This window comes from Type-D symbiont of Plautia stali, from assembly GCF_001485335.1.
In the GTDB taxonomy this organism is placed as follows: Bacteria; Pseudomonadota; Gammaproteobacteria; order Enterobacterales; family Enterobacteriaceae; genus Pantoea; species Pantoea vagans_C.
Genome location: NZ_BBOC01000088.1, coordinates 1 through 22,544, shown reverse-complemented (window position 1 = coordinate 22,544; position 22,544 = coordinate 1). Strand labels below are relative to the sequence as shown.

20 protein-coding genes and 3 pseudogenes are annotated in these 22,544 nt (G+C 54.6%); 10 read left to right on the top strand and 13 right to left on the bottom strand.

What is annotated here, in order from left to right; all coding sequences use genetic code 11:
- A pseudogene (locus PSSD_RS28190) lies at window positions 1-190 on the top strand (hypothetical protein); the annotation flags it as partial.
- Between the two features lie 304 nt (window positions 191-494).
- On the opposite strand, the gene osmV reads toward PSSD_RS28190, so the two are convergent.
- Genes osmV through PSSD_RS21595 form a run of 4 tightly spaced genes read right to left on the bottom strand, consistent with a single transcriptional unit; the run spans window position 495 to window position 3,947 of the window.
- Window positions 495-1,631, bottom strand: coding sequence for an osmoprotectant ABC transporter ATP-binding protein OsmV (gene osmV / locus PSSD_RS21610; protein ID WP_058973641.1), 1,137 nt, complete (start codon window positions 1,629-1,631; stop codon window positions 495-497).
- On the bottom strand, window positions 1,631-2,278 hold the full coding sequence (osmW, locus tag PSSD_RS21605; RefSeq protein ID WP_039336137.1) for an osmoprotectant ABC transporter permease OsmW: 648 nt from the start codon (window positions 2,276-2,278) through the stop codon (window positions 1,631-1,633). Before osmW ends, osmV begins: the two co-directional genes overlap by 1 nt.
- Before the next feature lie 9 nt (window positions 2,279-2,287).
- Window positions 2,288-3,205, bottom strand: a complete 918-nt coding sequence (locus PSSD_RS21600) for a glycine betaine ABC transporter substrate-binding protein (protein WP_197063371.1) — start codon at window positions 3,203-3,205, stop codon at window positions 2,288-2,290.
- 25 nt (window positions 3,206-3,230) lie between these two features.
- A complete protein-coding gene (locus tag PSSD_RS21595) occupies window positions 3,231-3,947 on the bottom strand; it encodes an ABC transporter permease (protein ID WP_058973640.1) in 717 nt (238 codons plus the stop codon).
- A gap of 384 nt (window positions 3,948-4,331) precedes the next feature.
- Between PSSD_RS21595 and PSSD_RS21590 the strand changes: the two genes are divergently transcribed.
- On the top strand, window positions 4,332-5,792 hold the full coding sequence (locus PSSD_RS21590; protein ID WP_058973639.1) for an MDR family MFS transporter: 1,461 nt from the start codon (window positions 4,332-4,334) through the stop codon (window positions 5,790-5,792).
- A 31-nt stretch (window positions 5,793-5,823) separates the two neighbouring features.
- Here the strand turns inward: PSSD_RS21590 and PSSD_RS21585 are convergent, their stop codons facing one another.
- Together PSSD_RS21585 and PSSD_RS21580 are read right to left on the bottom strand one after the other, a co-directional pair.
- Window positions 5,824-6,120, bottom strand: coding sequence for a DUF1161 domain-containing protein (locus PSSD_RS21585; RefSeq protein WP_058973638.1), 297 nt, complete (start codon window positions 6,118-6,120; stop codon window positions 5,824-5,826).
- 52 nt (window positions 6,121-6,172) lie between these two features.
- Complete coding sequence (locus PSSD_RS21580) at window positions 6,173-6,508, bottom strand: DUF1283 family protein (protein WP_039336145.1); 336 nt, start codon at window positions 6,506-6,508, stop codon at window positions 6,173-6,175.
- 130 nt (window positions 6,509-6,638) lie between these two features.
- On the opposite strand from PSSD_RS21580, the gene PSSD_RS21575 reads away from it, so the two are divergent.
- A complete protein-coding gene (locus PSSD_RS21575) occupies window positions 6,639-6,968 on the top strand; it encodes a YnfA family protein (protein WP_197063370.1) in 330 nt (109 codons plus the stop codon).
- Between the two features lie 30 nt (window positions 6,969-6,998).
- Here the strand turns inward: PSSD_RS21575 and ydfG are convergent, their stop codons facing one another.
- A complete protein-coding gene (gene ydfG, locus PSSD_RS21570; RefSeq protein ID WP_039336147.1) occupies window positions 6,999-7,745 on the bottom strand; it encodes a bifunctional NADP-dependent 3-hydroxy acid dehydrogenase/3-hydroxypropionate dehydrogenase YdfG in 747 nt (248 codons plus the stop codon).
- Window positions 7,746-8,125: 380 nt separating this feature from the next.
- Here ydfG and guaD point away from each other — a divergent pair, with 380 nt between their 5' ends.
- From guaD to dcp, 5 genes and pseudogenes are all read left to right on the top strand, one after another.
- Entirely contained in the window at window positions 8,126-9,454 is a 1,329-nt protein-coding gene (guaD, locus tag PSSD_RS21565; protein WP_058973637.1) for a guanine deaminase, read from the top strand.
- Window positions 9,451-10,893: a xanthine dehydrogenase small subunit gene (gene xdhA / locus PSSD_RS21560; RefSeq protein WP_058973636.1), complete on the top strand. Its 1,443-nt coding sequence runs from the start codon at window positions 9,451-9,453 to the stop codon at window positions 10,891-10,893. The genes guaD and xdhA overlap by 4 nt, the downstream gene beginning before the upstream one ends.
- Entirely contained in the window at window positions 10,883-13,249 is a 2,367-nt protein-coding gene (gene xdhB, locus PSSD_RS21555) for a xanthine dehydrogenase molybdopterin binding subunit (protein ID WP_058973635.1), read from the top strand. The genes xdhA and xdhB overlap by 11 nt, the downstream gene beginning before the upstream one ends.
- The gene (xdhC, locus tag PSSD_RS21550; protein WP_039336155.1) at window positions 13,236-14,018 is read left to right on the top strand and encodes a xanthine dehydrogenase accessory protein XdhC; all 783 of its coding nucleotides are present in this window, start codon (window positions 13,236-13,238) and stop codon (window positions 14,016-14,018) included. The genes xdhB and xdhC overlap by 14 nt, the downstream gene beginning before the upstream one ends.
- Window positions 14,019-14,091: 73 nt before the next feature.
- A pseudogene (gene dcp, locus PSSD_RS21545) lies at window positions 14,092-16,136 on the top strand (peptidyl-dipeptidase Dcp).
- 28 nt (window positions 16,137-16,164) lie between these two features.
- Here the strand turns inward: dcp and hpxO are convergent.
- Complete coding sequence (gene hpxO, locus PSSD_RS21540; RefSeq protein WP_058973634.1) at window positions 16,165-17,322, bottom strand: FAD-dependent urate hydroxylase HpxO; 1,158 nt, start codon at window positions 17,320-17,322, stop codon at window positions 16,165-16,167.
- A 251-nt stretch (window positions 17,323-17,573) separates the two neighbouring features.
- Here hpxO and PSSD_RS21535 point away from each other — a divergent pair, with 251 nt between their 5' ends.
- Together PSSD_RS21535 and PSSD_RS21530 are read left to right on the top strand one after the other, a co-directional pair.
- On the top strand, window positions 17,574-17,813 hold the full coding sequence (locus PSSD_RS21535) for a hypothetical protein (protein WP_058973633.1): 240 nt from the start codon (window positions 17,574-17,576) through the stop codon (window positions 17,811-17,813).
- Window positions 17,814-17,888: 75 nt separating this feature from the next.
- Complete coding sequence (locus PSSD_RS21530) at window positions 17,889-19,139, top strand: acid phosphatase (protein ID WP_058973632.1); 1,251 nt, start codon at window positions 17,889-17,891, stop codon at window positions 19,137-19,139.
- Between the two features lie 32 nt (window positions 19,140-19,171).
- On the opposite strand, the gene PSSD_RS21525 is transcribed toward PSSD_RS21530, so the two are convergent.
- The 5 genes and pseudogenes from PSSD_RS21525 to PSSD_RS21505 form a co-directional block, all read right to left on the bottom strand.
- A complete protein-coding gene (locus tag PSSD_RS21525) occupies window positions 19,172-19,672 on the bottom strand; it encodes an RES family NAD+ phosphorylase (RefSeq protein ID WP_058973631.1) in 501 nt (166 codons plus the stop codon).
- Complete coding sequence (locus tag PSSD_RS21520; RefSeq protein ID WP_039336167.1) at window positions 19,672-20,154, bottom strand: Xre family toxin-antitoxin system antitoxin; 483 nt, start codon at window positions 20,152-20,154, stop codon at window positions 19,672-19,674. Before PSSD_RS21520 ends, PSSD_RS21525 begins: the two co-directional genes overlap by 1 nt.
- 89 nt (window positions 20,155-20,243) lie before the next feature.
- Window positions 20,244-20,573, bottom strand: coding sequence for a DHCW motif cupin fold protein (locus PSSD_RS21515; protein ID WP_058973630.1), 330 nt, complete (start codon window positions 20,571-20,573; stop codon window positions 20,244-20,246).
- Between the two features lie 66 nt (window positions 20,574-20,639).
- Window positions 20,640-22,127, bottom strand: coding sequence for an FGGY-family carbohydrate kinase (locus PSSD_RS21510; protein ID WP_058973629.1), 1,488 nt, complete (start codon window positions 22,125-22,127; stop codon window positions 20,640-20,642).
- A gap of 60 nt (window positions 22,128-22,187) precedes the next feature.
- Window positions 22,188-22,544: pseudogene (locus tag PSSD_RS21505) on the bottom strand (aldolase); the annotation flags it as partial.

Below are 22,544 nucleotides of genomic sequence, written 5' to 3'. Positions count from 1 at the left end.
GGAACATCCATGTTCCAGCGCCACCTTTCGCCCGCGTCCTGCGGGCTCTCCTGGCAGACTCACTCCGTTCAGCGCTGCGGATGCCTGCCCCGATGCGGCCCCAGCCAGCTCATTAGCTTCAGTGCGGGTTGTCAAAAAGGGCACATTGCCTGAAGCTCTGACGCCCCCTCAGGGCTATCCGCAGCGCTGAGACTTTTACGTTGGGCCAGGAGCCCCACGCGGGGAGGCGTGGGGCAGTTCGCGGCCGACCATGGATGGTCATCCGCGAACGGTCCGTCCGGCACGACGTGGAAGTCGAAGGTACCGCTTTGCGGCGCGAGGACGGCCCAGAGGGGGCAGCAGAGGCGGCAGAGCCCGCACAGAAAAGAAAGGCAACTTATCAATAAGCAGCCTGAGTTCTTAACTAACGAGCATTACGCCATTTATGGCGACCCGACAACCATCGTGCGCGCATTTTGTAGGGTGCGCATTTTGGTACAACCGAATTCACACCACTACGGATTCAAACGGCGGCGCGTGCGTCCGGAACTCAGATAATCCGCGATATAGTCCTGTGAAATCTCACCACTGTAACGACCTTCCTCGTCGACGATCGGCATCCACACGGTGTTGTGCTCATACAACTTGGAGAGTACCACACGCAGATTCTCCTCCGCTTTCCCTGTCACCTTAAAGGTATGCAGCATCTCCTCGCAGCGGCCGGTTGCACCTCGTGCTTCGCGGCGTTTCACAAAGCCCAGTGGCTTACCGTCTTCATCAACCACAGTGACAGAACGCATATCATTGTCATCCATGGTGGCAAAAGCATCGAGCAGTGGGGTGCTGCGCTGCACGGTAATGGTCGGCTGCTGATCGGTAACATCTCCCGCCTGGACTAACAGCAGGCGCTTCAGGGTACGGTCCTGTCCGACAAACGAACCGACAAAATCATTGGCCGGTTTTGCCAGTAATTCATCTGGGCTCGCGCACTGCACAATCTTACCCTGACCAAATACCGCAATACGGTCACCCAGTTTCAGTGCTTCATCAATATCGTGGCTCACCAGCATCACGGTCTTTTTCAACTGACGCTGCATCTCCAGAAATTCATTCTGAATCACTTCACGGTTAATCGGGTCGACGGCACCGAAAGGCTCATCCATCAGCAACACCGGTGGATCAGCGGCCAATGCACGGATCACGCCGATACGCTGCTGCTGTCCACCCGACATCTCACGCGGATAGCGGTGGAGAAATTTAGTTGGGTCCAGTGCCACCATGCTCATCAACTCGGTCGCACGCTCACGGCAGCGCTTCTTATCCCAGCCCAGCATGCGCGGTACTACCGTAATGTTCTCTTCAATGGTCATGTTCGGGAACAGACCAATCTGTTGGATGACGTAGCCAATATTACGACGCAGCGTCACGGTATCTTGTCCGCTGGTATCTTCACCGTTAATCATAATCTTGCCGCTGCTGGCTGGGATCAAACGGTTAATCATTTTTAAGGTGGTGGTTTTGCCACAGCCAGAAGGGCCGAGTAGCACACACATCTCACCGGCGGGCACTTCCAGGCTAACGTTATCGACGGCGTTAAAGGACGTGCCGTTCTTCTGCGTAAAGGTTTTCGTCAGGTTTTCCAGCTTTATCATTATCGAATCCCCTTAGGAGTCAGCGCCGACTGCAAACGGTGCAGTAGCCAATCAAGTACAATTGCTAACAAACAAATCATCAGTGCGCCCGCAATTAACATGCGCACGTCGCTGCCGCTAATGCCATCAAGCAGTTGCAGACCCAGACCGCCTGCGCCAATCACGGCGGCGATCGCCATTACGCCAACGTTCATCACCACCGCAGTACGAATGCCGCCAAAAATCACTGGCAATGCCATAGGGATTTCGACCCAGCGCAAGCGCTGCCAGAAGGTCATGCCAATGCCGCGACCTGCTTCGCGCAAACCCGGCGACAAATTCTCCAGTGCTGTGTGGGTGTTGCGCACAATCGGCAGTAACGAGTAGAGAAACACCGCACAAATGGCGGGGAGCGCACCAATGCCCTGACCAATCATCGAGAACAGGGGGATCATCAGGCCAAACAGGGCGATGGTAGGAATGGTGAGCACAATAGTGGCAATGCCAAGAATCGGGGTAGCCAGCCATTTAAATCGCACAATCAAAATGCCCAGAGGGACGCCAACGATGATGGCGCATCCGACCGCCACCAGCACCAACCAGGTATGCTGCCAGGTCAGAGCCATCAAGGTATGCCAATTGCCCATCATGTAATGCAAAGTATCCATGATGCCTCCTTACAGCAGGTTTTTAGATTTCAGGAAATCACGCGCCACCTGCTCAGGGGACTGGTGATCAATATCGACACGTTTGTTCATCTCGGTAATCGCTTCATCAGTGATTAAAGGCGAGAGTTGATTCAGTGCCGCTTCCAGGCCGGGATGGCTGTCGAGTACGTCTTGGCGCACCACTGGCGTGACGTTGTAACTTGGGAAGAAGTGTTTGTCATCTTCCAGAACTTTGAGTTCAAAGCCTTTTACGCGACCATCGGTGGTGTAAATCAAGCCCGCATCGACAAAGCCATCACGCACAGCGTTATAGACTAGGCCGGGGTCCATCTGACGAATTTGCGGGCGATCCAGCGGCATGTTGTAGGCTTTCTGCAGCGGTTTCAGGCCATCGGAACGTCCAGAGAACTCCAAATCCAGCCCCAGCTTCCAGTTATGATCGGGATCGTTCTTGCGTATCTCTTCCAGCTTCGCCACCAGCTGCGACATGGTGCTGATACCCTCTTTGTCAGCGCGGGCACGCGTCATAGCAAAAGCGTAGGTGTTGTTCATGGGCGCAGGATCGAGCCAGATTAAACCGAGTTTGGCATCAAGCTGTTTCACCGTTTTATAGGCTTCTTCAGAGGACATCGGTTTATTGATGTGATTAAAGATGATAAGAGACGTACCGGTGTACTCCCAGGTCATATCAATCTGTTTATTGATCATCGCATTGCGACCAATGGTGGTGGCGATATTGGTTTTCGGCACCACCTGAAAACCCTTCTTCTGTAGCCACATTACCGTCATCGCGGAAAGAATGTGCTGTTCGGTAAAGCTCTTGGTGGCCATGACAATCGGTGTGGCTGCCGCAGCGGTCTGGCTGATAGCCAGTGTGGCGGCCAGTGCCAGCGCAGTGTGCCTGGCCCAGCGTGTTAAACAATGCATCTTACCCATCACTTAGCTCCTTGTGTTAAGCCGCAGAGTGCGGGCTGAGGAAACGTCCCAATGCTGCCAGCAGCATATCGAGGATCAGGGCAAACAGCGCTGTTGCCACTGCACCGAGGATCAGGGTTGGGAAGTCATTGAGATAGATGCCAGGGAAAATCAGTTCGCCATAGCTGCTGGCACCAATCAGAAATGCCAGCGGCGCAGTACCCACGTTAATCGCTGTGGCGATACGCACACCAGCCAGAATGACCGGCAAGGCATTGGGGATTTCCACCTGCATCAAACGTTGGAATTTGGTCATGCCGATACCGTTGGCGGCTTCAATCAGCGACGGCGGCACCGCGCTTAAGCCGGCATAGGTATTGCGCACAATCGGTAGTAATGAAGCGAGGAACAGGGCGATCAATGCCGGACGATCACCAATGCCGACAATCACCATCGCCAGCGCCAATACGGCAAGCGGAGGCAGGGTATTACCGACATTGAAAATCTGCATCACATACTCAGCCCAACGGCGAGCAAAGGGGCGACTCAGTAAGATCCCGCTGGGAATGCCGACCAGCAGTGCGAAGAACATCGACCAGAAAACCAAAAATAGATGCTGCTGACCCAGGTAAATCAGGTCTTCTTTACGGTCACGCAGGGTATTGAGTCCGATGCCCCAAACCAGCAGCGCAATCACCGCAACAATGGCCAGCAGTGCCAGCCCGGTTCGGCGGACGAGCGATGCATTTTGCATGCAAGTGTCTCCCTGATTCAAAAATTCGTTTGATATGGTGGTGCCATTCTCAGGATGTCAGCGTAACGCCTAAGACGTTGCGTACGAAAATCCTTCACCCTGTCAAAATGCAGATAAAATGACTCTTTCTGACTTCTTTCTCAGTGAATAACTGGAAAGAGGCTTTAAAAGCTATAGCAATGCTTACCGTAATGCGCCAGTTTTTACGTTAAAATCAGGCAGATAGAAAAGAGGCGAAAATGCGGTGAACCCGCATGAAATAAGGCATCATCCAACAATAAAAAAAATTCATCGATATGGGTGACGTTGTCACAAATGGAAGCACGCAGAGGAAACTCATCTGGTGGAAAATCAGCTAGCCTTGAAGGTAAAAAAGGGAGACGTATGACTGAAACTGCACAATTGAATACGGAACATCGCCACTGGATCCTCATCGCCTGCATGTTAGCCATGTTTATGGCGGCGATCGAAGTCACCATCGTTGCTACCGCTATGCCTACGATCATTGCTGAACTTGGCGGTTTTTCGCAGTTCGGCTGGGTATTCTCTATCTATCTGCTGACTCAGGCCGTGAGCGTACCTTTATACGGTCGACTGGCGGATATGTGGGGGCGGAAACGGTTATTTTTCATTGGTGTCTCGCTGTTTCTCATCGGTTCGGTGCTGTGCGGGTTTGCGCATACCATGACGTGGCTGATTCTGTTCCGTGCGTTTCAGGGCCTGGGTGCCGGGGCGATTATGCCGCTCACCACCACCATCGTGGCCGATATCTACTCACCCCGCGAACGCGCCAGCGTGCAGGGTTGGCTTTCAAGCGTGTGGGGCGTGGCGGCCATCATCGGACCCTTAAGTGGCGCCTGGCTGGTACAGCATTTTAATTGGTCAGTCATTTTCTGGATAAATGTGCCGATCGGTTTGTTCTCCATCTTTCTGTTGGCAAAATTCCTGCCCGCGCGCGAACATCACACAGGCGCGAAGCTCAATCTCACCGGCAGCTGCTGGCTGATGATCTGCGTCACGGCACTGTTGGTGGCGCTGTTACAAGCGGATGCACTGGGTTACTGGCTGTTGGCATTTCTGCTATTAGCGCTGTTGGCCGGCTGGCAATTGAAGCAGCACGAACAGCGTGCTGCCGCGCCGCTGTTTCCCTTGGCCATCTGGCGTAGCCGATTGATTGTGGCGGGCAATGCCGGAAATCTGATTATTGGCGCCACCATGATGGGCATCAGCGCTTTTCTGCCAACGTGGATCCAAGGAATTAACGGTGGCACGCCGTTGCAGGCGGGAAGTGCGCTGGCGATGATGTCCATTGGCTGGCCGCTGGCGAGTACCCTCAGTGGCAGATTAATGCTGGTCACCTCGTATCGCTTCACTGCTCAACTGGGGGCCTTTTTACTCATCGCGGGCAGTGCACTGTTGCTGTTGTTACGCGCCGACAGCTCAATTATGCAGGCGGGGTTCACGGCATTTGTGATTGGCACTGGCATGGGTATGACCAGCACCACTTTCCTGGTCTCGGTGCAGAACCATGCGCACTACGAAATTCGCGGCATCTGTACTGCATCAATCATGTTTAGCCGCATGCTGGGTTCGGCGGTGGGCACGGCGCTGATGGGAGCGGTGCTGAATTTCAACCTTGCACTGCGTCTGCCGCAGGCTGACGATCCGATGCAAAAAATCATGTCGCATGAGAGCCGTCAGGCACTGCCGGAAGGCACGCTGCATAACTGGATTGGTCAGATTGCCACGTCACTGCATTGGGTGTTTGTGGTCGCGCTGCTGATTGCCATGCTGACACTGTGGATTGCATGGCTGATGCCACGCCAAAGGCCGGAAGCCGAATAGAAAAGGGCGGCTGAGTGCCGCCCGGTAAGCATTACTGTGCAGGGGTATCTTGTGAGCTGCCTGCGCTGGCCGGAACATTGCTTTCCGCATCACGGCCATTCTTCTTGTAGACGATTTTCTGAGTATCATTCTCGCAGTGGCCCACCACCTGACCGCCAGCCTGATCGGCCTGGTCATTGGGGACGATATCCAGCGAGAAGTCCGATTCGGCCACGCCATTATTAACAATCTTCTTACTGATATCGGCTTTAACGCTTTCACAGGATGCTTGGGCCAATACTGGCAGGGCCAGCATCGCCATCAATACAACGGCATTACGTTTTTTCATCACACTCTCCTTGGTTCTGAATTCCCATGAAAACTATAGCAGCAACAGCGAATTAAGGTGCGACAGTACGCCCAGTGCGGCGATCAAGGCAACGTAGGGTATTGGGTTCCCAATAGGCGTTCACGTTGTAGCTCTTTTCACAGGCGTCACGGGTATCAAAAGCTTTGTCCGCTTTATCAAACTCTTTCTCCACACGCGTATTGACCTTACCGCGCAGATTTTTCGTGTCATTCCATTGTTGCTGGCTTTGACGTGCCGCTTCATTGCTGGCAGCACTGTTACCATCTTCAATGATCACGCGGTCAGTTTTAGCCACAGCCAATGGCGCGGTCAGCAGCACGCTGGAAGTCAATACGGCAGCCAGCAGGGCAGAAAACAGATTTTTCATTGTCATTTCCTTAAGTTAACACCAGCACAGCCGCTTGGTCGGCTGTCACAACCATGGGCGTTAGTATATCATCGCTGCTTCTTTACTCACCAGCGGTGAGCCGTTTGTTTAACCTGGAGTGAACATTTTTATGCTGGTGAAAACCACGTTGCTGTTTTTTATCACTGCGATTGCCGAAATTGTTGGCTGTTTCTTGCCGTGGCTGTGGTTGAAGAAAGGCATGACAGCATGGTTATTGATCCCTGCTGCTGCGAGCCTCGCCCTGTTTGTCTGGCTGCTGACGTTGCACCCGGCCGCCAGTGGACGTGTGTACGCGGCCTACGGCGGTGTCTACGTGATGACAGCACTCATCTGGCTGCGCGTGGTGGATGGCGTAAAGCTCAGTACCTGGGATTGGGTTGGCGCGCTGGTGGCATTCTGCGGGATGCTGATTATCGTCACGGGATGGGGTCGCGCATAGGGCACACGGCAGTGCGCCCTTGGGCATCGTTTAGCCTTTATGCACTTTCAAACCCGCGAGGGTCTGGGCCACGGGCATAATCTCTAATGTATTGATGTTAACGTGTTTAGGCAGGGTGGTTACCCAGTAAACGGCTTCAGTCACGTCTTCCGCGGTCAGTGCGGTAGTGCCTTCGTAAACCGCATCGGCGCGACCATCGTCACCTTTGAAACGCACGTTGGAGAACTCGGTGCCACCTACTAAACCAGGCTCAATATCGGTAACACGCAGCGCCGTGCCGTGTAAATCAGTGCGCAGGTTGAGGCTGAACTGACGGACGAAGGCCTTGGTTGCGCCATACACGTTACCGCCCAGGTAAGGCCAGCTCCCCGCGATGGAGCCAATGTTGACGATATGACCAACATTGCGCTCCACCATGGCAGGCAGTACCGCGCGAGTCATGTACACCAAGCCTTTGTTGTTGGTGTCGATCATATTTTCCCAGTCTTCGATATTGGCTTTGTGCGCCGGTTCAACACCCAACGCCAGGCCAGCGTTGTTCACCAGCACATCAATATCGCGCCACTCAGCGGGCAGAGCTGCAATGGCTTCATCGATAGCAGCACGATTGCGCACATCCAACTGAACGGTATACAGATTGTCGCCAAGCTCATCTTTCAGCTCTTTTAAACGCTCAGCGCGGCGTCCGCTGGCGATCACCTTGTGACCTGTAGCAATGAAGCGGCGGGTGATACTTTGACCAAAACCAGCAGTAGCGCCGGTAACAAAAATAATCATCTCACTGTTCCTTAAACGATTTCAGGTTCTCTGCCACACCTTAGCATTAACCCTGACACCATGCTCATGAAAAGCCTGACTGGTGTGTTGCAGGATTCTTCGTGCACAAAAAGAGTGCGCTATTGCACCGGTATTGCGCAAAAAATCACGGGTCTTACTACGTTATCTCTGCGATTTACACTTTCATCACCAATAGCAACCGTTTGCCATTGTCAGCAAACGGTTGCGCATTCGTTTGCGAATTGATCCTGCCCTCAAATTCAACAAAAGTCACCTATTTTATTGAAATAGAACAGTATTTTTTGTTCTAAGCTTTGGCATGTCCCTTGCAATTAACTTTCAAGGCAATTATCTGCAATGACATGTATCAAGGAACTTTTATGCCTTACGCCTCTGAAACCCTGCTGCGCGCCAGCTTCTTTGACTTCACCGCCCTGGCTGCACAGCCCGATGAGATTGCGGCCAATGCACGCTATCTCGAAGATGGCCTACTAACGCTGCGTGATGGCAAAGTGGTCGCGCTGGAAAGTTGGGAGATCGCTGAAGGGCGCGTTGATGCCGCTCAGGTGATCGATCTGCGCGGTAAACTCATCGTGCCGGGCTTTGTCGACACCCACATCCACTATCCGCAAACAGAGATGATTGGAGCCTTTGGCGAGCAGCTACTGGAGTGGCTGAACCAATACACTTTCCCGGTCGAGAGCCAATATCACTGCCCGGACCACGCTGCGCAGATGTCCACCTTCTTCTTGCAGCAGCTCTTGGCGAATGGCACCACCAGTGCGCTGGTGTTTGGCACCGTTCATAAACAGTCCGTTGACGCCTTGTTCAGCGCGGCGGAAAAGCTCGATATGCGATTGATTGCTGGCAAGGTGATGATGGATCGCAACGCGCCAGAGTATCTGACTGAAACCCCCGAAGAGAGTTATCAGCATACCCGGGAACTGATTGAGCGCTGGCACCAGCGTGGTCGGCTTAGTTATGCATTGACGCCGCGCTTCGCGCCAACGTCATCACCGGCGCTGCTGGAGAAGGTACGTCAGCTGCGTGAAGAGTTCCCTGACACCTGGCTGCACACACACCTCAGTGAGAACCAGCAGGAAATTGCCTGGGTGAACGAATTGTTCCCAGAGCACGACGGCTACCTTGATGTGTATCACCAGCATCAACTGACCGGTAAGCGCAGTGTGTTTGCGCATTGCCTGCATCTGGAAGATCGCGAATGGCAATGCCTGCACGATACCGATTCCTCCATCGCATTCTGCCCCACCTCCAATCTGTTCCTCGGCAGCGGGTTGTTCAACATCAAACGCTGCTGGCAGCAGGGTGTGCGCATGGGTATCGGAACCGATGTCGGCGCAGGTACCACTTTTAATATGCTGCAAACCCTGGGGGAGGCTTACAAAGTTGGGCAGTTGCAACAATACCGACTCAGTGCCTGTGAAGCCTTCTACCACGCCACACTGGGCGGGGCGCATGCGCTCGATTTAGATGACAAAATTGGTAACTTCAATCCCGGCAAAGAGGCCGATTTTGTGGTGCTCGATCCGGCGGTGTCACCGCTGCAAAAATTACGCAGTGCCAACAGTAAAGACATCTGGGAACGCCTGTTTGTCATGATGACGCTGGGCGATGACCGCAATATTGCCCAAACCTGGCTGAGTGGCAAACCCGTCTGGCAGCGGCATGGCGAGGAGATAACCGCATGATCCAGTTTCTGCTCAACAACCGCCTGATCACCGAGACGGCTTTAGACCCCAATCTCACGGTGCTCAATTACCTGCGCAATCAGCAGCAGCGGCGCGGCACCAAGGAAGGTTGCGCGTCAGGAGACTGTGGTGCCTGCACGGTAACGCTGGGTAAAGTGGTAGCGGGGCGCATGCAGTATCAAACGGTCAACAGTTGCCTGACACTGGTGAGCAGTTTACAAGGCAAACAGTTGATTACCGTAGAAGATCTCAAGCAGGGGCGTGAACTGCACAGTGTGCAGCAGGCCATGGTGGATTGCCACGGCTCGCAATGCGGTTATTGTACGCCGGGGTTTATCATGTCCATGTTTACCTTGCAAAAAAACAGTCAAGGTTGGAATCCGCACCATGCCGAACAGGCGCTGGCGGGCAATCTGTGCCGCTGTACCGGCTATCGACCGATTATGGCAGCGGCGCAGCAGGCGTGTGAGCAGCCAGTAGCAGATGCATTTACAGCTGATGAAACCGCGCTGGTACAGCGGCTTCAGGCATTGAACAACACAGAAGTGCAAACCCTTGAAGCCAACGGCAGCCGCTGTTTTGTGCCAAAAACGCTGGCGCAGTTAGCCGCGCTGTATGAGCAGCATCCTGACGCGCGTTTGCTGGCGGGCGGCACTGATCTGACTTTGCAAATTACCCAGCAGTATCAACGTCTGCCATTGTTGATCGCCTTAGAGCAGGTGCAGGAATTAGCCGAGTGCAGCGAAGATGAGGACACGTTCCGGCTGGGAGCGGCCGCGCCGCTGCATCTCTGTTACCACTTCCTGACCGACAAAATCCCGGCTTTTAGCGCCACACTGGAGCGTTTTGCGTCACTGCAAATTCGCAATCAGGGCACGCTGGGCGGCAACATCGGTAATGCTTCACCGATTGGCGACTGTGCGCCGATGCTGCTGGCGTTGAATGCGCGTTTGGCCCTGCAGAAAGGAAAAGTGATGCGTGAGGTGCCACTCGACCAGTTCTTCATCGGCTATCGGCAAACGGTGCTGCAGGCGGGGGAGTTTATTCACTCCATCATCATTCCAAAAGTGACGGTGTCACATGACTTTAGCGCATGGAAGGTGGCTAAACGACTGGATGATGATATCTCTGCGGTGTTTGTCGCCATCAACATTCAGGTGGAAGACGGCGTGGTAGAGCAAGCACGACTGGGCTTTGGTGGCATGGCCGCCACCCCAAAACGTGCTCTGGCTGCTGAAGACGCGTTGAATGGGATGCCATTAAATCAAGCCAGTATCGAAAAAGCCTGCGCTGCACTCAGTCAGGATTTTCAGCCCTTGAGCGATTTTCGCGCCAGCGCAGACTATCGCTTGCAGGTGGCGCGCAATCTCTTGCGCCGCTATTACGCCCAGATCACGGGCGAACTGACTATCACGGAGGTGGCGCGTTATGTCTCATAACCGACCCGAGCTGACCGAAACGCTGCTGAAAAGCCAGTTCGCTACTGAGATGAAAACCGGTGTCGGACGCAGTCAAAAGCATGAAAGTGCCGACAAACATGTCACCGGCGAAGCTTGTTACATCGATGACAAACCCGACTTGCCGGGCTTACTGCATCTTTGCCCGCGCTTGAGTGAACATGCACATGCCCGCATCACACATATCGATGTGCAGCCCTGCTATGCGATCCCCGGCGTGGTCAGCGTGCTGACGTGGCGCGATGTGCCCGGACTGAACGATGTCGGTCCGCTTGAACCAGGCGATCCGTTGCTGGCGCAAGATAGCGTCGAATATCTGGGACAAATCGTGATTGCGGTGGCAGCAGACTCCCCGGAAGCGGCGCGTGCGGGCGCAGCGGCGGCAATTATTGAATATCAGCCTCTGCCCGCCATTCTTGATGTGCGTGAAGCGCTGGAGAAACAGCACTTCGTACAACAGCCGCATATTCACCAGCGTGGTGATGTGGATTCCGCGCTGGCGCGTGCGCCACATCGTATTCAGGGCGAGTTTCACATAGGTGGTCAGGAGCATTTTTATCTGGAAACCCAGGTTGCGCTGGTGATCCCCGGTGAGGATGACACGCTGCAGGTTTACTCCTCGACGCAAAACCCCACGGAAGTGCAAAAGCTGGTGGCTGAAGTGATGAATATCACCATGAACAAAGTCACCATTGATATGCGCCGAATGGGTGGGGGCTTTGGGGGGAAAGAAACGCAAGCGGCCGGCGTGGCGTGCTTATGTGCCATTGCAGCCCGGCAGTTGCGTCGGCCAGTGAAAATGCGCCTCGCACGCCGGGATGATATGCGCATCACCGGTAAGCGCCATCCTTTCTATGTGCGTTACGATGTCGGCTTTGACGATCAGGGCATTTTTTGCGGTGTCAAAATCGATCTGGCAGGCAACTGCGGTTATTCGCTCGATCTTAGCGGATCGATTGTCGATCGTGCGATGTTCCACGCAGATAACGCCTATTACCTTGGCGATGCGCTAATCACCGGTTACCGCTGTCGCACCCATACCGCCTCCAACACCGCCTATCGCGGTTTCGGTGGGCCACAAGGGATGGTAGCCATCGAGCAGATCATGGATCATATCGCCCGCGAACGTGGGCTTGACCCGCTCGAACTGCGCAAACGCAACTACTACGGCAAACACGACCGCAATGTTACCCATTATCATCAGCAGGTTGAAGACAACCTGCTGCAAGAGATGACTGCGCAGTTGGAAACCAGCAGTGAGTATGCGCAACGACGCGCTGAGATCACCGCCTTTAACGCCAGCCAACGCTTTATGAAACGAGGCCTGGCTCTGACGCCGGTCAAGTTTGGGATTTCCTTTACCTCCAGCTTTCTCAACCAGGCGGGAGCGCTCATCCTGATCTATACCGATGGCACGGTGCAACTGAACCATGGCGGGACGGAGATGGGTCAGGGCTTGAATACTAAGGTGGCGCAGATTGTGGCAGAGGTGCTGCAAATTGATATCAGCCAGATTCAGGTCACGGCAACCGATACCGGTAAAGTCCCCAATACTTCACCGACCGCTGCTTCCAGCGGGGCCGATCTCAACGGTAAAGCAGCGCAGAATGCCGCACAGATATTACGCGATCGCTTAACCGAGATGCTGTGTCGCTTACACCAGTGTTCAGCTGATGACGTTCACTTTAGCAATGGCATTGTGCGTGTGCCGGGACAGCACTTTACCTTTGCGCAGGTGGCACAGCAGGGTTGGCTGAATCAGGTGCCGTTATCGGCCACCGGTTTCTACAAAGTGCCCGGCATTCACTACGATCGTCAGGCCGGGCGCGGCAAACCTTTCTATTACTATGCCTACGGCGCGGCGTGCTGCGAAGTGCTGGTGGACACGCTTACCGGCGAGTATCGGCTGCTGCGTGCGGATATTCTGCATGATGTGGGCGCTTCTCTGAACCCCGCGCTGGATATCGGGCAAGTGGAGGGCGGCTTTGTGCAGGGCATGGGTTGGTTAACCTGCGAAGAGTTGGTATGGAACGACCAAGGAAAATTACTCACCGATGGCCCCGCGAGTTACAAGATTCCGGCGATCAGCGATGTGCCACAGGATCTGCGCGTAACGCTGGTAGAGAACCGCAAAAATCCACAGGACACGGTTTTCCACTCGAAAGCCGTTGGGGAACCACCGTTTATGTTGGGCATCGCGGTATGGTGCGCATTGCAGGATGCGGTTGCCAGCGTGGATAACTATCGGCGTCATCCACAGCTGGATGCGCCAGCCACACCGGAGCGGGTTTTCTGGGGTGTACAGCGCCTCTCGGGAGCGAGTGATGATTTACCATGACTGGATCGCCGTATTGCACGCGCTGCGAGAGCAGCGTGAAAGCTGCGTATTAATCACCGTGCTGAGCCAGCGGGGTTCCGTGCCGCGTGACAGCGGCTGCAAGATGGTGGTCAGTGCCAGCGACACTTTTCTCACCATTGGTGGCGGCCATCTGGAATACCAGTGTATTGCGCTGGCGCGAGAGATGCTGCAGCAACGTAGCCTGCAACCGCGCACCGAAGAGTTCGCACTGGCGGCGCGTCTCGGTCAGTGCTGTGGCGGTCATGCCACGCTGCTGTTTGAGCCGCTAATGCAACAGCAGCCTGAGATTCAGGTATATGGTGCGGGGCATGTGGGGCAAGCGCTGGTCAATCTGTTGGCCACCTTACCCTGCAAAATCACCTGGATTGATAGCCGTGCCGCACTGTTTCGGGCGGTTCCGCCAGGTGTCACGGTGTGTCAGGTTGAAGACCCGATCGACTGCGTTATAGAGGCTGCGCCTGACAGCTATTTCATTGTGATGACACACGACCATCCGCTGGATTTTGCGCTGAGTGAAGCGATATTACGTCGCGGGGATTTTCGCTATCTCGGGGTGATTGGCTCTGCCACCAAGGCACAACGTTTTCGCTATCGCCTGTCGGGCAAGGGCATTGCCGCTGACGCGCTGGAAAGATTGCGCTGTCCGTTAGGTCTACCGGACGTGAAAGGAAAATTGCCGGCTGAGATCGCAGTAGCGGTAGCTGGCGAGATCATTAGTGTGTATCAGCGCCAGCAAGGCGGTTGTTGAGCGGCGTTGAAGCTGCCAGGATAGAAACATCCCGCCGCACCGGTTGCGGCGTTGCTGATTATCAGGAGCGATAATGACTTCACGAGCAAATCCGTTTTTCACCGCCAGTACGTTACCGTATCAAACCCCGCCATTTGACCTCATCCAGGAGGAGGATTTTTACCTGCGCTGGAAGCGGGCATTGAAGAAAAGCGTCAGGAAGTCGCGGCGATTGCCAACCACCCTGAGCCTGCCACCTTCGCCAATACCTACGAAGCGCTGGAGCGCTGCGGACAACTGTTGAATCGCGTTGAAAAGGTGTTCGGTGCTATGACCTCCGCCAATACCAGCGATCGCCTGCAGGAGATTGACGAGTTAATCACGCCAAAGCTCACTGCGCTTAGCGATGAAATTCATCTCAACAGTCAGCTGTTCGCTCGTCTCGACAGCGTCTATCAGCATCGTGGATCAGCGTGCCCAGATGCCGAGTCGATGCGCTTAGTGGAGGTCACCTGGCAGCAGTTCCAGCTCGCCGGTGCCAGCCTGAGTGATGCAGATAAACAGCAGTTGCGTGCCTGTAATCAAGAGTTGGCTACGCTGAGTACGCGCTTTGGCAACAAACTGCTGGCGGCCACCAAAGCGGGTGCCTATACCGTCAGCAGCCCCGCAGCGTTGGCAGGATTGACTGAAGAAGAACTGGCGCACGCCAAAGCCGCTGCCGAAGCGCGCGGCTTAGCCGGCGAGTGGCTAATTCCGTTGCAAAACACCACGCAACAACCGGCATTGCAGTCACTTGAAGTCCGCGCCACGCGTGAGGCGCTGTTTAATCAAGCACTGACGCGAAGCGAACAGGGCGATGATAACGACACGCGCGCCATTGTCTTACGTATGGCGCAGCTGCGCGCGGAACAGGCGAAACTGCTGGGCTTCAACACCTATGCTGAGTGGAGCATGCAGGATCAGATGGCGAAGACGCCGGATGCGGCGTTTGATTTTATACGCAACATCGTCCCAGCAGCCCGGGCACGTGCCGAGCGTGAAGCGGCAGACATCCAACAATTGATTGAGCAGCAGCACCACAGTTTCCCGCTGCGTGCGTGGGACTGGAATTTCTACGCTGAGCAGGTACGTAAAGCGAAGTATGCGCTGGATGAGAGCCAAATCCGCCCTTACTTTGAACTCAACAGCGTGCTGGAGAAAGGCGTGTTCTGGTCGGCGAGCCAACTGTTTGGTATCCGATTTGAGCAGCGTCACGACTTGCCGGTTTATCATCCTGACGTCAACGTATACGAAATCTTTGATGCGGATGATGCTCCGTTAGCGCTGTTCTACACCGATCTGTTTAAGCGTGACAATAAAAGCGGAGGTGCCTGGATGAGCAACTTCGTCGATCAGACCACGCTGCTCGGCACTCAACCGGTGATCTATAACGTCTGTAATTACACCAAACCGCAGCCAGGGCAACCCGCACTCATTAACTGGGATGAGGTGATCACTCTGTTCCATGAATTTGGTCACGCCTTGCACGGTTTATTCGCGACGCAGCGCTACCCGAGCCTCTCTGGTACCAATACGCCGCGTGATTTTGTCGAGTTTCCTTCGCAGATCAACGAGCACTGGGCCAGCCATGAAGCGGTCTTTGCCAACTATGCGCGTCATTATCAGAGCGGTGAAGCGATGCCGGTCGAACTGCGAGAAAAGATGGTCAAGGCCTCTAAATTCAATAAAGGCTATGACATGACGGAGTTGCTGGCCGCCGCGCTGCTTGATCTGCAGTGGCATTCACTGACGACCCACGATAATCCGCAGGATGTCAGCCACTTCGAGCTTCAGGCGTTGGCCGCAGAAAACATCGCGTTGGCAGCGGTGCCGCCGCGCTATCGCTCCAGCTATTTCCGTCATATTTGGGGAGGAGGCTACGCCGCCGGTTATTACGCCTATATCTGGACACAGATGCTGGCCGATGATGGCTATCAGGCGTTTGAGGAGCGAGGCGGCTTAACCCGCGAAAATGGCCAACAGTTCCGGGAACACATTCTCTCCCGTGGAAACAGCAGCGATCTGCAGCATTTATGGCTGGCGTGGCGCGGTAAAGCACCGGAGATTGGCCCAATGCTGAAAAATCGCGGCTTAGAGTAGGGGCGACCTTCAGGCCGCCCGATCGTACTTAACCCAGCGGTCCACCTTCAATGGTGTCACACATACCGGCCAGCACCCGCTCGCCGGTTTCATTTTTCAGGTCTGCATACCACGCGGCGGTAACTTCCGCATCTTTCGCATGCGTGACATCACAACGCTTGCGTGCTTTTAGCACCAGGTCTTTAGTGCGCTCTACGCGACGCGCTTCGTAGCGCAGGAGCGCATCTTCAATGCCTAACGAGTGCGAGGCCAGCGTCTGTGCCAGCACCACCGCATCTTCCATCGCCGCACAACCGCCCTGACCGATATCAGGTGTGGTGCTGTGCGCCGCATCACCCAGCAGCGCCACGCGACCTTTGACAAAATGGCTAAAAGGTTCGATATCGTGAATTTCCACGCGGTTAGTGGTGTCTGGGTTAATGTTGTCTATCAGGCGTTGCACCGGATCGGCCCAGCCCTCGAAGTAACCGCGCAGATCGTTTTTGAGTGTCGAACGATCTTCTGGCAGGCCTTTAGGCAAGGGCACATCAAAGAAGAAGTAGAAGCGGTTATCGCTGACCGGCATCAGAGAAACACGTTTACCTTCGCCCACAAAGGTCGTCCATTGGTCGGCCGGGGCGATGCTTTCATCGATGGTCACCAAGCCGTTCCAGTTAACATAGCCAGCATAGCGGCGCTCAACGCTTTCACCCAACACATAGTGGCGGATCACCGAGTGCGTGCCATCGGCAGCGATCAGGAAGTCACCGTGGGTTTGTGTGCCATCATCAAACCATGCCGTCACACCGGCATCGGTTTGCTCGACTTGTGTGACGCGTTTGCCAAATTGGATGCGCGAACGACCATAGGTATCAATCAGCATCGCCTGCAGCTCAGCGCGTGCCACCGGGTAAGGGTATTCGCCCACCTTTTGCACCAGCGGCGTCATGCTAAAACGGGTCAGGGTGTTACCGCTGTGCCCATCGTTGTAGGCCATGAATGCCATGTTGCCGCCCAGTGCGCGCAACGGCTCTTTCATACCCAGCGCATTCAGGCACTTCACGCCGTTTGGCCAGATAGAGATGGCGGCACCGACAGGTTTCATCTCTTTAACTGCTTCAAATACCGCCGTCTCAAATCCCGCTTTCTCCAACGCGATCGCCGCGCTCATGCCACCAATACCCGCTCCAATTACAATCGCTTTCATCACCGTCTCCTTTGTCTACTGGTAGATCATTGCAACTTTTGTACCAATGATTGCACTCGAAGTGATGTGGGTTAAATTAATGATAAATATGAATTAATGCAAAAGGCATTCAATCAGGCATGCACTGTGATGGAGCAAAGCCATGCACCTAAAAAGCGCTTTTCGCGACTTTATCTGAATCGAAAGTTTCACCATGGTATTTGTTCGGGAAGGCGTCATACTCTTTAAAGCGTTGCGAAGAGGAGTTCACCATGAAGTGGATACTGGCCTTTACCTTATTTTTGAGCGTCAGCGCTCTGGCGCAAACCCCGTGGCAGCCAGATCGCAAAGCACCGGTGGCACAACTGACGCCGGTAGCAGCAAAATGTGATCTCTCTGCGTGTCAACAGAACTGTTACGTGCAGCAATCACAGTGCAAAAACGATAACGGCGGCGGTTGTGGCTCGCTGGCACAAATTTGCGTACAAAACTGTTCAAATCAGTGCAAGTAATTGAAATAAATCTGTCATAACAGGGTGCTAGCGTATTTCCCCGGCAAGGTAATGTTCTGATAACAGGGGAAAATAATGAAAACCCGCTACACACTGATTGCAACGGTTTTACTGCTGGCTCAGCAGGCACACGCGACGACACTGCCACAAGCCGCCGCACTGGCAGCGCAGACATCTACCGGTGCGACACCGGGTTACACCCAGCTTGAGCAGCAGTCGCTGCAGGCGGAGCGCAAATATCTGCAAGGTGACAGCGCCACGCTCAAACGTGATTTGCTGGAAAAAGCCAAGCAAACCAGCACGCAAGCCGATAAAGCCTGGCTGAAAAGCAGTGGCTATGATTTCAAGGCTAAGCAGAACCAGCAGGCTGGCATCGCACTGCTGTCGGGATTCAGCACCTTGCCAGCCAGCGTACTGGACGCCAGTCGCGCCACCGTGACCAGCATCAACCTCAACGCCACACAGAATGTGCGTCACCAGGCGTTGCAGGATGCTGAAGCCATCAGCAGCCTCTATTTCCTGTCTGATGCCATGGGGCCACGCCTCGGCAAAGCATTCCTGGCGGCCTATGACAAAGGCGAAATCGGCAAAGCCGCTGCGCTGATCAAAGCCAGTGAAGTCAGCACCAGCGCCGCCAAAAAACATTTTAATTATCCTCGTCCCTTCTTACACGAAGGCAACACTATCCATTTGGTACCCGATGACGTCGTGGTGAAAGACAATGTGCGCTATACCGCTGACGGCGGATCCTTCCCCAGCGGCCATACCAACACCGGCTATACCGATGCCTTATTAATGGCCGAAATGGTGCCAGAACGTTTTGAAGCGCTGGTGACACGCGGTGCACGCTATGGTTATTCGCGTCTGGTATTGGGGGTGCATTACCCACTGGATGTGATGGGTTCACGTATGGTGGCAGAGCGCAACGTGGCCACTTACCTCAACGATGCCCGTTACCAGGTACTGTTCAAAGAAGCGCGTGACCAATTGCGCACCGCACTGGAGAAAGAGTGTGGCACCTCGCTGGCTGAATGTGCACGTACAGCGGGTAAAGATGATCCGTATCGTTCGCCAGACATGAAGACGTTCTATCGCTTCACCATGAGCTATAACCTGCCAAAAGCGGATGTGAAAAACACGCCGGTACAGGTTCCGCAAGGTGCGGAGATTTTGCTGAAAACCGCCATGCCGCATCTGTCTGATGCACAGATCCGCAACCTGATGGTGAAAACGGCGCTGCCAAACGGTTATCCGTTGTCGGGCAATACTGAGCAATCCTTCTGGCAGCGTGTGGACCTCACCGCAGCCTACGCGATGGCGAAATAATGCTTACAGGGCGTGCCTCGCGCGCCCTGAGTCTATTCTTTGATACGCCGATCGATGGTAAAAGGTGTTGATGTGGCGTGTGCGATGATGTCCGCCGCAGAGGGATGATCGGGGTTGAAAAGGGCGTTATCTTCTCCGGTTAAAATACTCGGCACGGTCATCAGCAGCGGATAGCCACTTTCCAGATTGAGAAAGGCCGCGCCGATGGCTTGTGTCGCTTCCTGTTGCTGATACTTCTCCCAGCCTCGCGGCAGTTTGCTGCTATCCAGCGCAATGATTTCACTCTCTGGGATCGTCAGGGTGAAGATCACAAATCGATTCTGTTCCAGCAGTGTTTTACCTGCATGCACCACCGTTTCCAGCAATGCTAACGCTCTGGAACTGCTGAGGTAGACCGCTTTGGTACCCGGTGGATTCCAGCGGCCGCCCCATTTTTCCGCGCCATAACCGTTAAATGCCTGGCTTACATATTCTTCTTTCACTAAACGATAAAACATACGTGTTGATTCAGCCGGTTCCTTCCGTTGTGGCATTACACAATCACTCCATGTTCCAGGCGACCCGTCAAGGTGAGTATGGCGTCGCAACCTGCTGGCGTGCTCAGCATTTCCATGGGTTGCGCCCCATCCAGCGCCAGTGCGGGTTGATACATCCACTGCATCGCCACTTCGGGATCGCCGCCAAACAGGTGAATGACGGCATCCAGTACTTCAAATACCTGATAGATGCGCGCGCCCTGGTCAACGGAAAGTTGGCTGCCGGATTTCTCACGCCGACGATAGGTATTACGATCAATAGACACCATTTGTGCCACATCAATCGGTGTCGCTTTAAGAATTGTTGCGGCGCGCACCACAATACCGACATCAATTCCTTCGGTAATGAGCTTATGTGCCTGCAATCGGTTTCGGGGAAGCCCCATTTGATCCATAAATGACGGGTCAGCATGGGGGATCAGCGAAGGGTCAAACACACGCGCGCCACGAGTATGATTGAGTGCAGATGTCATAGACATGTAACCTCCTGACGATGTTCACTTGAACATTGTAATGCATCAAGTGTACATCAGTTCGCGTGACTTGTCATTTTTTGAGCAGCCTGAAGTCAATCAACAATGAAAAGTTTGGCACCCTGGCGAGTAGAAGATCGATGCGCCTCGGCGTTATCCGCCACCTGATAGCTGACACCTGGCGTCAGGGTGAAGGTGCGACCATCTTCCAGTTCTGTCACCATTTCACCTTCCAGGCACAGCAGAATGTGGCCTTTACTGCACCAATGGTCAGCAACATACCCGGTGGAATACTCGACCATGCGCACGCGAATGTCGCCAAAGCGTTGTGTGCGCCACAGGGCATAGCCTACGTCGCCGGGGTGGGTTTCGCTTTCGATGGTGCTCCAGTCGGTAATACCAAACGGCAGTTGATTGATTTGCACGGGATATCCTTATTGCGTTGACGAAACAGCCACTATTACCACTCGGCTGAAAATAAACCAGTAAAATTAGCCAACTTCGCGCCACGTTTCGCTCATCGCCAGTTCGAGCTTTTTAAATATCCGATACCGTGCATCGTGAAAGGCAAAACGTTCAGGTCTGGGCAACAGTTCGCCGGGCGTAATCTGTACCGCTTGTTTTACCGCAGCGGCCAGATTGGGCCAAACGCCGACACCCACACCAGCACAAAGTGCGGCGCCTAAAGCACCGGTTTCTTTGCACTCGGCTACACGAATGGGAATACCCAGCACATCGGCAAACATCTGCGGCCAGATGCAACTGCGTGCCGCACCACCCGAAAGCGTCGCATGGGTGAAAGGAATGCCTGCTGCCCGTAGGCGATCGATGTGTGCCCGATGCGCAAACGTCACGCCTTCAAACAGCGCAAACAGCATATCTGCGCGGGTGTGCCAGCCGCCCAGACCGTAAAAACCGGCTTTGGCAGGTTCAGATTTGCGACCGGAGTAGAGGTAGGGGTGATAGAGCGGCAGCTGCGTATTCAGTTCGACATGCGCGACCGTGTCACTGCTGCGGGCCGCGCCATGACCGCTGCGGCCATCGTCGAATTCACGTAGAAACCAGTCCAGATTGGCGGCCGAGGTGGCGCTGGCCTCAATGGCCATAAAGCGGTCTTTTTCGATGATCGAATTCATAAACACCGGGCGCAAATAATCAGGTTTATCGACCACCACCTGATTGATGCTCCAGGTGCCCGCCACTATTGAGGCGTCACCGGTTTGCACCACGCCTGAGCCGATGGCGCTGGCTACCACATCGAAAATCCCCGCCACCACCGGAATACCCGCCGGTAACCCGGTCAGTTGCGATGCGCGAACGGTAACATGGCCGACCACATCACAGGATTCACGCAGGGGTGGCAGCAGGGTGAGAGCATCTTCAATTCCGTACAACGCCATCAGTTGCGGGCTGTAATCGCGTTGCCGGTAGTCAATCAGCCCGGCGCCAGCGGCATCGGAGTAATCCGCGCTAATGGCGCCACTGAGAAAATGCGCAATCACATCTTTGGCGCAAAGCACATGGCCGAGTTGCGCCCAACGATCCGGCTGATGCTGTTTGATCCAACTGATCAGTACCGGTGTGGCTGCGGGCCACGGCTTCTGAAGCGATAACTGATAGATTGCTTTATCCGCGCCACTGGCTTCCAGCGCCTGCACGGTATCCATGGCGCGATGATCAATCGATTGAATACCAAACAGCGGCTGTTGCTGTTTATCCAATGCATACAACCCATTACCATGGCCTGCGGCACCCACTGCAATCACTTCTCGCGCATCAGTTCCGGCCTGTTGCAGGCAGCGGCTCACCGCCTGGCTCACGCCGTGCCAGATATCTTCTACCGGACGCTCAGCGTAACCCTCCTGTGGTTGATGCGTTTCACCGGCGCACTCTGCCACTGACAGCACACGACCACTAAGATCAAACAGTACCGCTTTGATCATGGTGTTACCGGCATCTATGCCAAGAATTTGACTCATTTCCGACTCCGTTTTTCTGGCGAAGACGGCGCACCGCTTAAGCGCCGGTGCAGGTAAGGCTTAACCCTGCTGATAGATTTCCAGTGCATCTGGGCCGCTGGCACCCTGATGGATGATGGCCAAGAGCGCTTTCACCACGCGCGACGGATTATCGTGCTGATAGACGTTGCGGCCATACACCATACCGCTGGCCCCTTGCGCCATCAGCGCGGCACTTTTTGCCAGTACGCCACCCAGTTCGCCTTTGCCGCCACCGCGCACCAGCGTAGGGCAACGTGCCGCTTCAACTACACGATGAAAGTCGTCGATATTCTCGGTGGGATCGGCTTTGATGATGTCCGCCCCCAGTTCACGCGCCAGGCGCACCAGCGGTACCATTTTCTCGACATCCCCCAGCGAGCCATACGGCAGCGCCTT

Bases quoted from the DNA above. Each gene is read 5' to 3' on its own strand.
- PSSD_RS21580 (WP_039336145.1), bottom strand. From the start codon at position 6,508: ATGAAAAATCTGTTTTCTGCCCTGCTGGCTGCCGTATTGACTTCCAGC.
- xdhB (WP_058973635.1), top strand. From the start codon at position 10,883: ATGTCTCATAACCGACCCGAGCTGACCGAAACGCTGCTGAAAAGCCAG.
- PSSD_RS21595 (WP_058973640.1), bottom strand. From the start codon at position 3,947: ATGCAAAATGCATCGCTCGTCCGCCGAACCGGGCTGGCACTGCTGGCC.
- guaD (WP_058973637.1), top strand. From the start codon at position 8,126: ATGCCTTACGCCTCTGAAACCCTGCTGCGCGCCAGCTTCTTTGACTTC.
- PSSD_RS21535 (WP_058973633.1), top strand. From the start codon at position 17,574: ATGAAGTGGATACTGGCCTTTACCTTATTTTTGAGCGTCAGCGCTCTG.
- PSSD_RS21510 (WP_058973629.1), bottom strand. From the start codon at position 22,127: ATGAGTCAAATTCTTGGCATAGATGCCGGTAACACCATGATCAAAGCG.
- PSSD_RS21520 (WP_039336167.1), bottom strand. From the start codon at position 20,154: ATGTCTATGACATCTGCACTCAATCATACTCGTGGCGCGCGTGTGTTT.
- osmV (WP_058973641.1), bottom strand. From the start codon at position 1,631: ATGATAAAGCTGGAAAACCTGACGAAAACCTTTACGCAGAAGAACGGC.
- PSSD_RS21575 (WP_197063370.1), top strand. From the start codon at position 6,639: ATGCTGGTGAAAACCACGTTGCTGTTTTTTATCACTGCGATTGCCGAA.
- ydfG (WP_039336147.1), bottom strand. From the start codon at position 7,745: ATGATTATTTTTGTTACCGGCGCTACTGCTGGTTTTGGTCAAAGTATC.
- PSSD_RS21590 (WP_058973639.1), top strand. From the start codon at position 4,332: ATGACTGAAACTGCACAATTGAATACGGAACATCGCCACTGGATCCTC.
- xdhA (WP_058973636.1), top strand. From the start codon at position 9,451: ATGATCCAGTTTCTGCTCAACAACCGCCTGATCACCGAGACGGCTTTA.
- PSSD_RS21525 (WP_058973631.1), bottom strand. From the start codon at position 19,672: ATGCCACAACGGAAGGAACCGGCTGAATCAACACGTATGTTTTATCGT.
- PSSD_RS21585 (WP_058973638.1), bottom strand. From the start codon at position 6,120: ATGAAAAAACGTAATGCCGTTGTATTGATGGCGATGCTGGCCCTGCCA.
- PSSD_RS21600 (WP_197063371.1), bottom strand. From the start codon at position 3,205: ATGCATTGTTTAACACGCTGGGCCAGGCACACTGCGCTGGCACTGGCC.
- PSSD_RS21530 (WP_058973632.1), top strand. From the start codon at position 17,889: ATGAAAACCCGCTACACACTGATTGCAACGGTTTTACTGCTGGCTCAG.
- xdhC (WP_039336155.1), top strand. From the start codon at position 13,236: ATGATTTACCATGACTGGATCGCCGTATTGCACGCGCTGCGAGAGCAG.
- osmW (WP_039336137.1), bottom strand. From the start codon at position 2,278: ATGGATACTTTGCATTACATGATGGGCAATTGGCATACCTTGATGGCT.
- hpxO (WP_058973634.1), bottom strand. From the start codon at position 17,322: ATGAAAGCGATTGTAATTGGAGCGGGTATTGGTGGCATGAGCGCGGCG.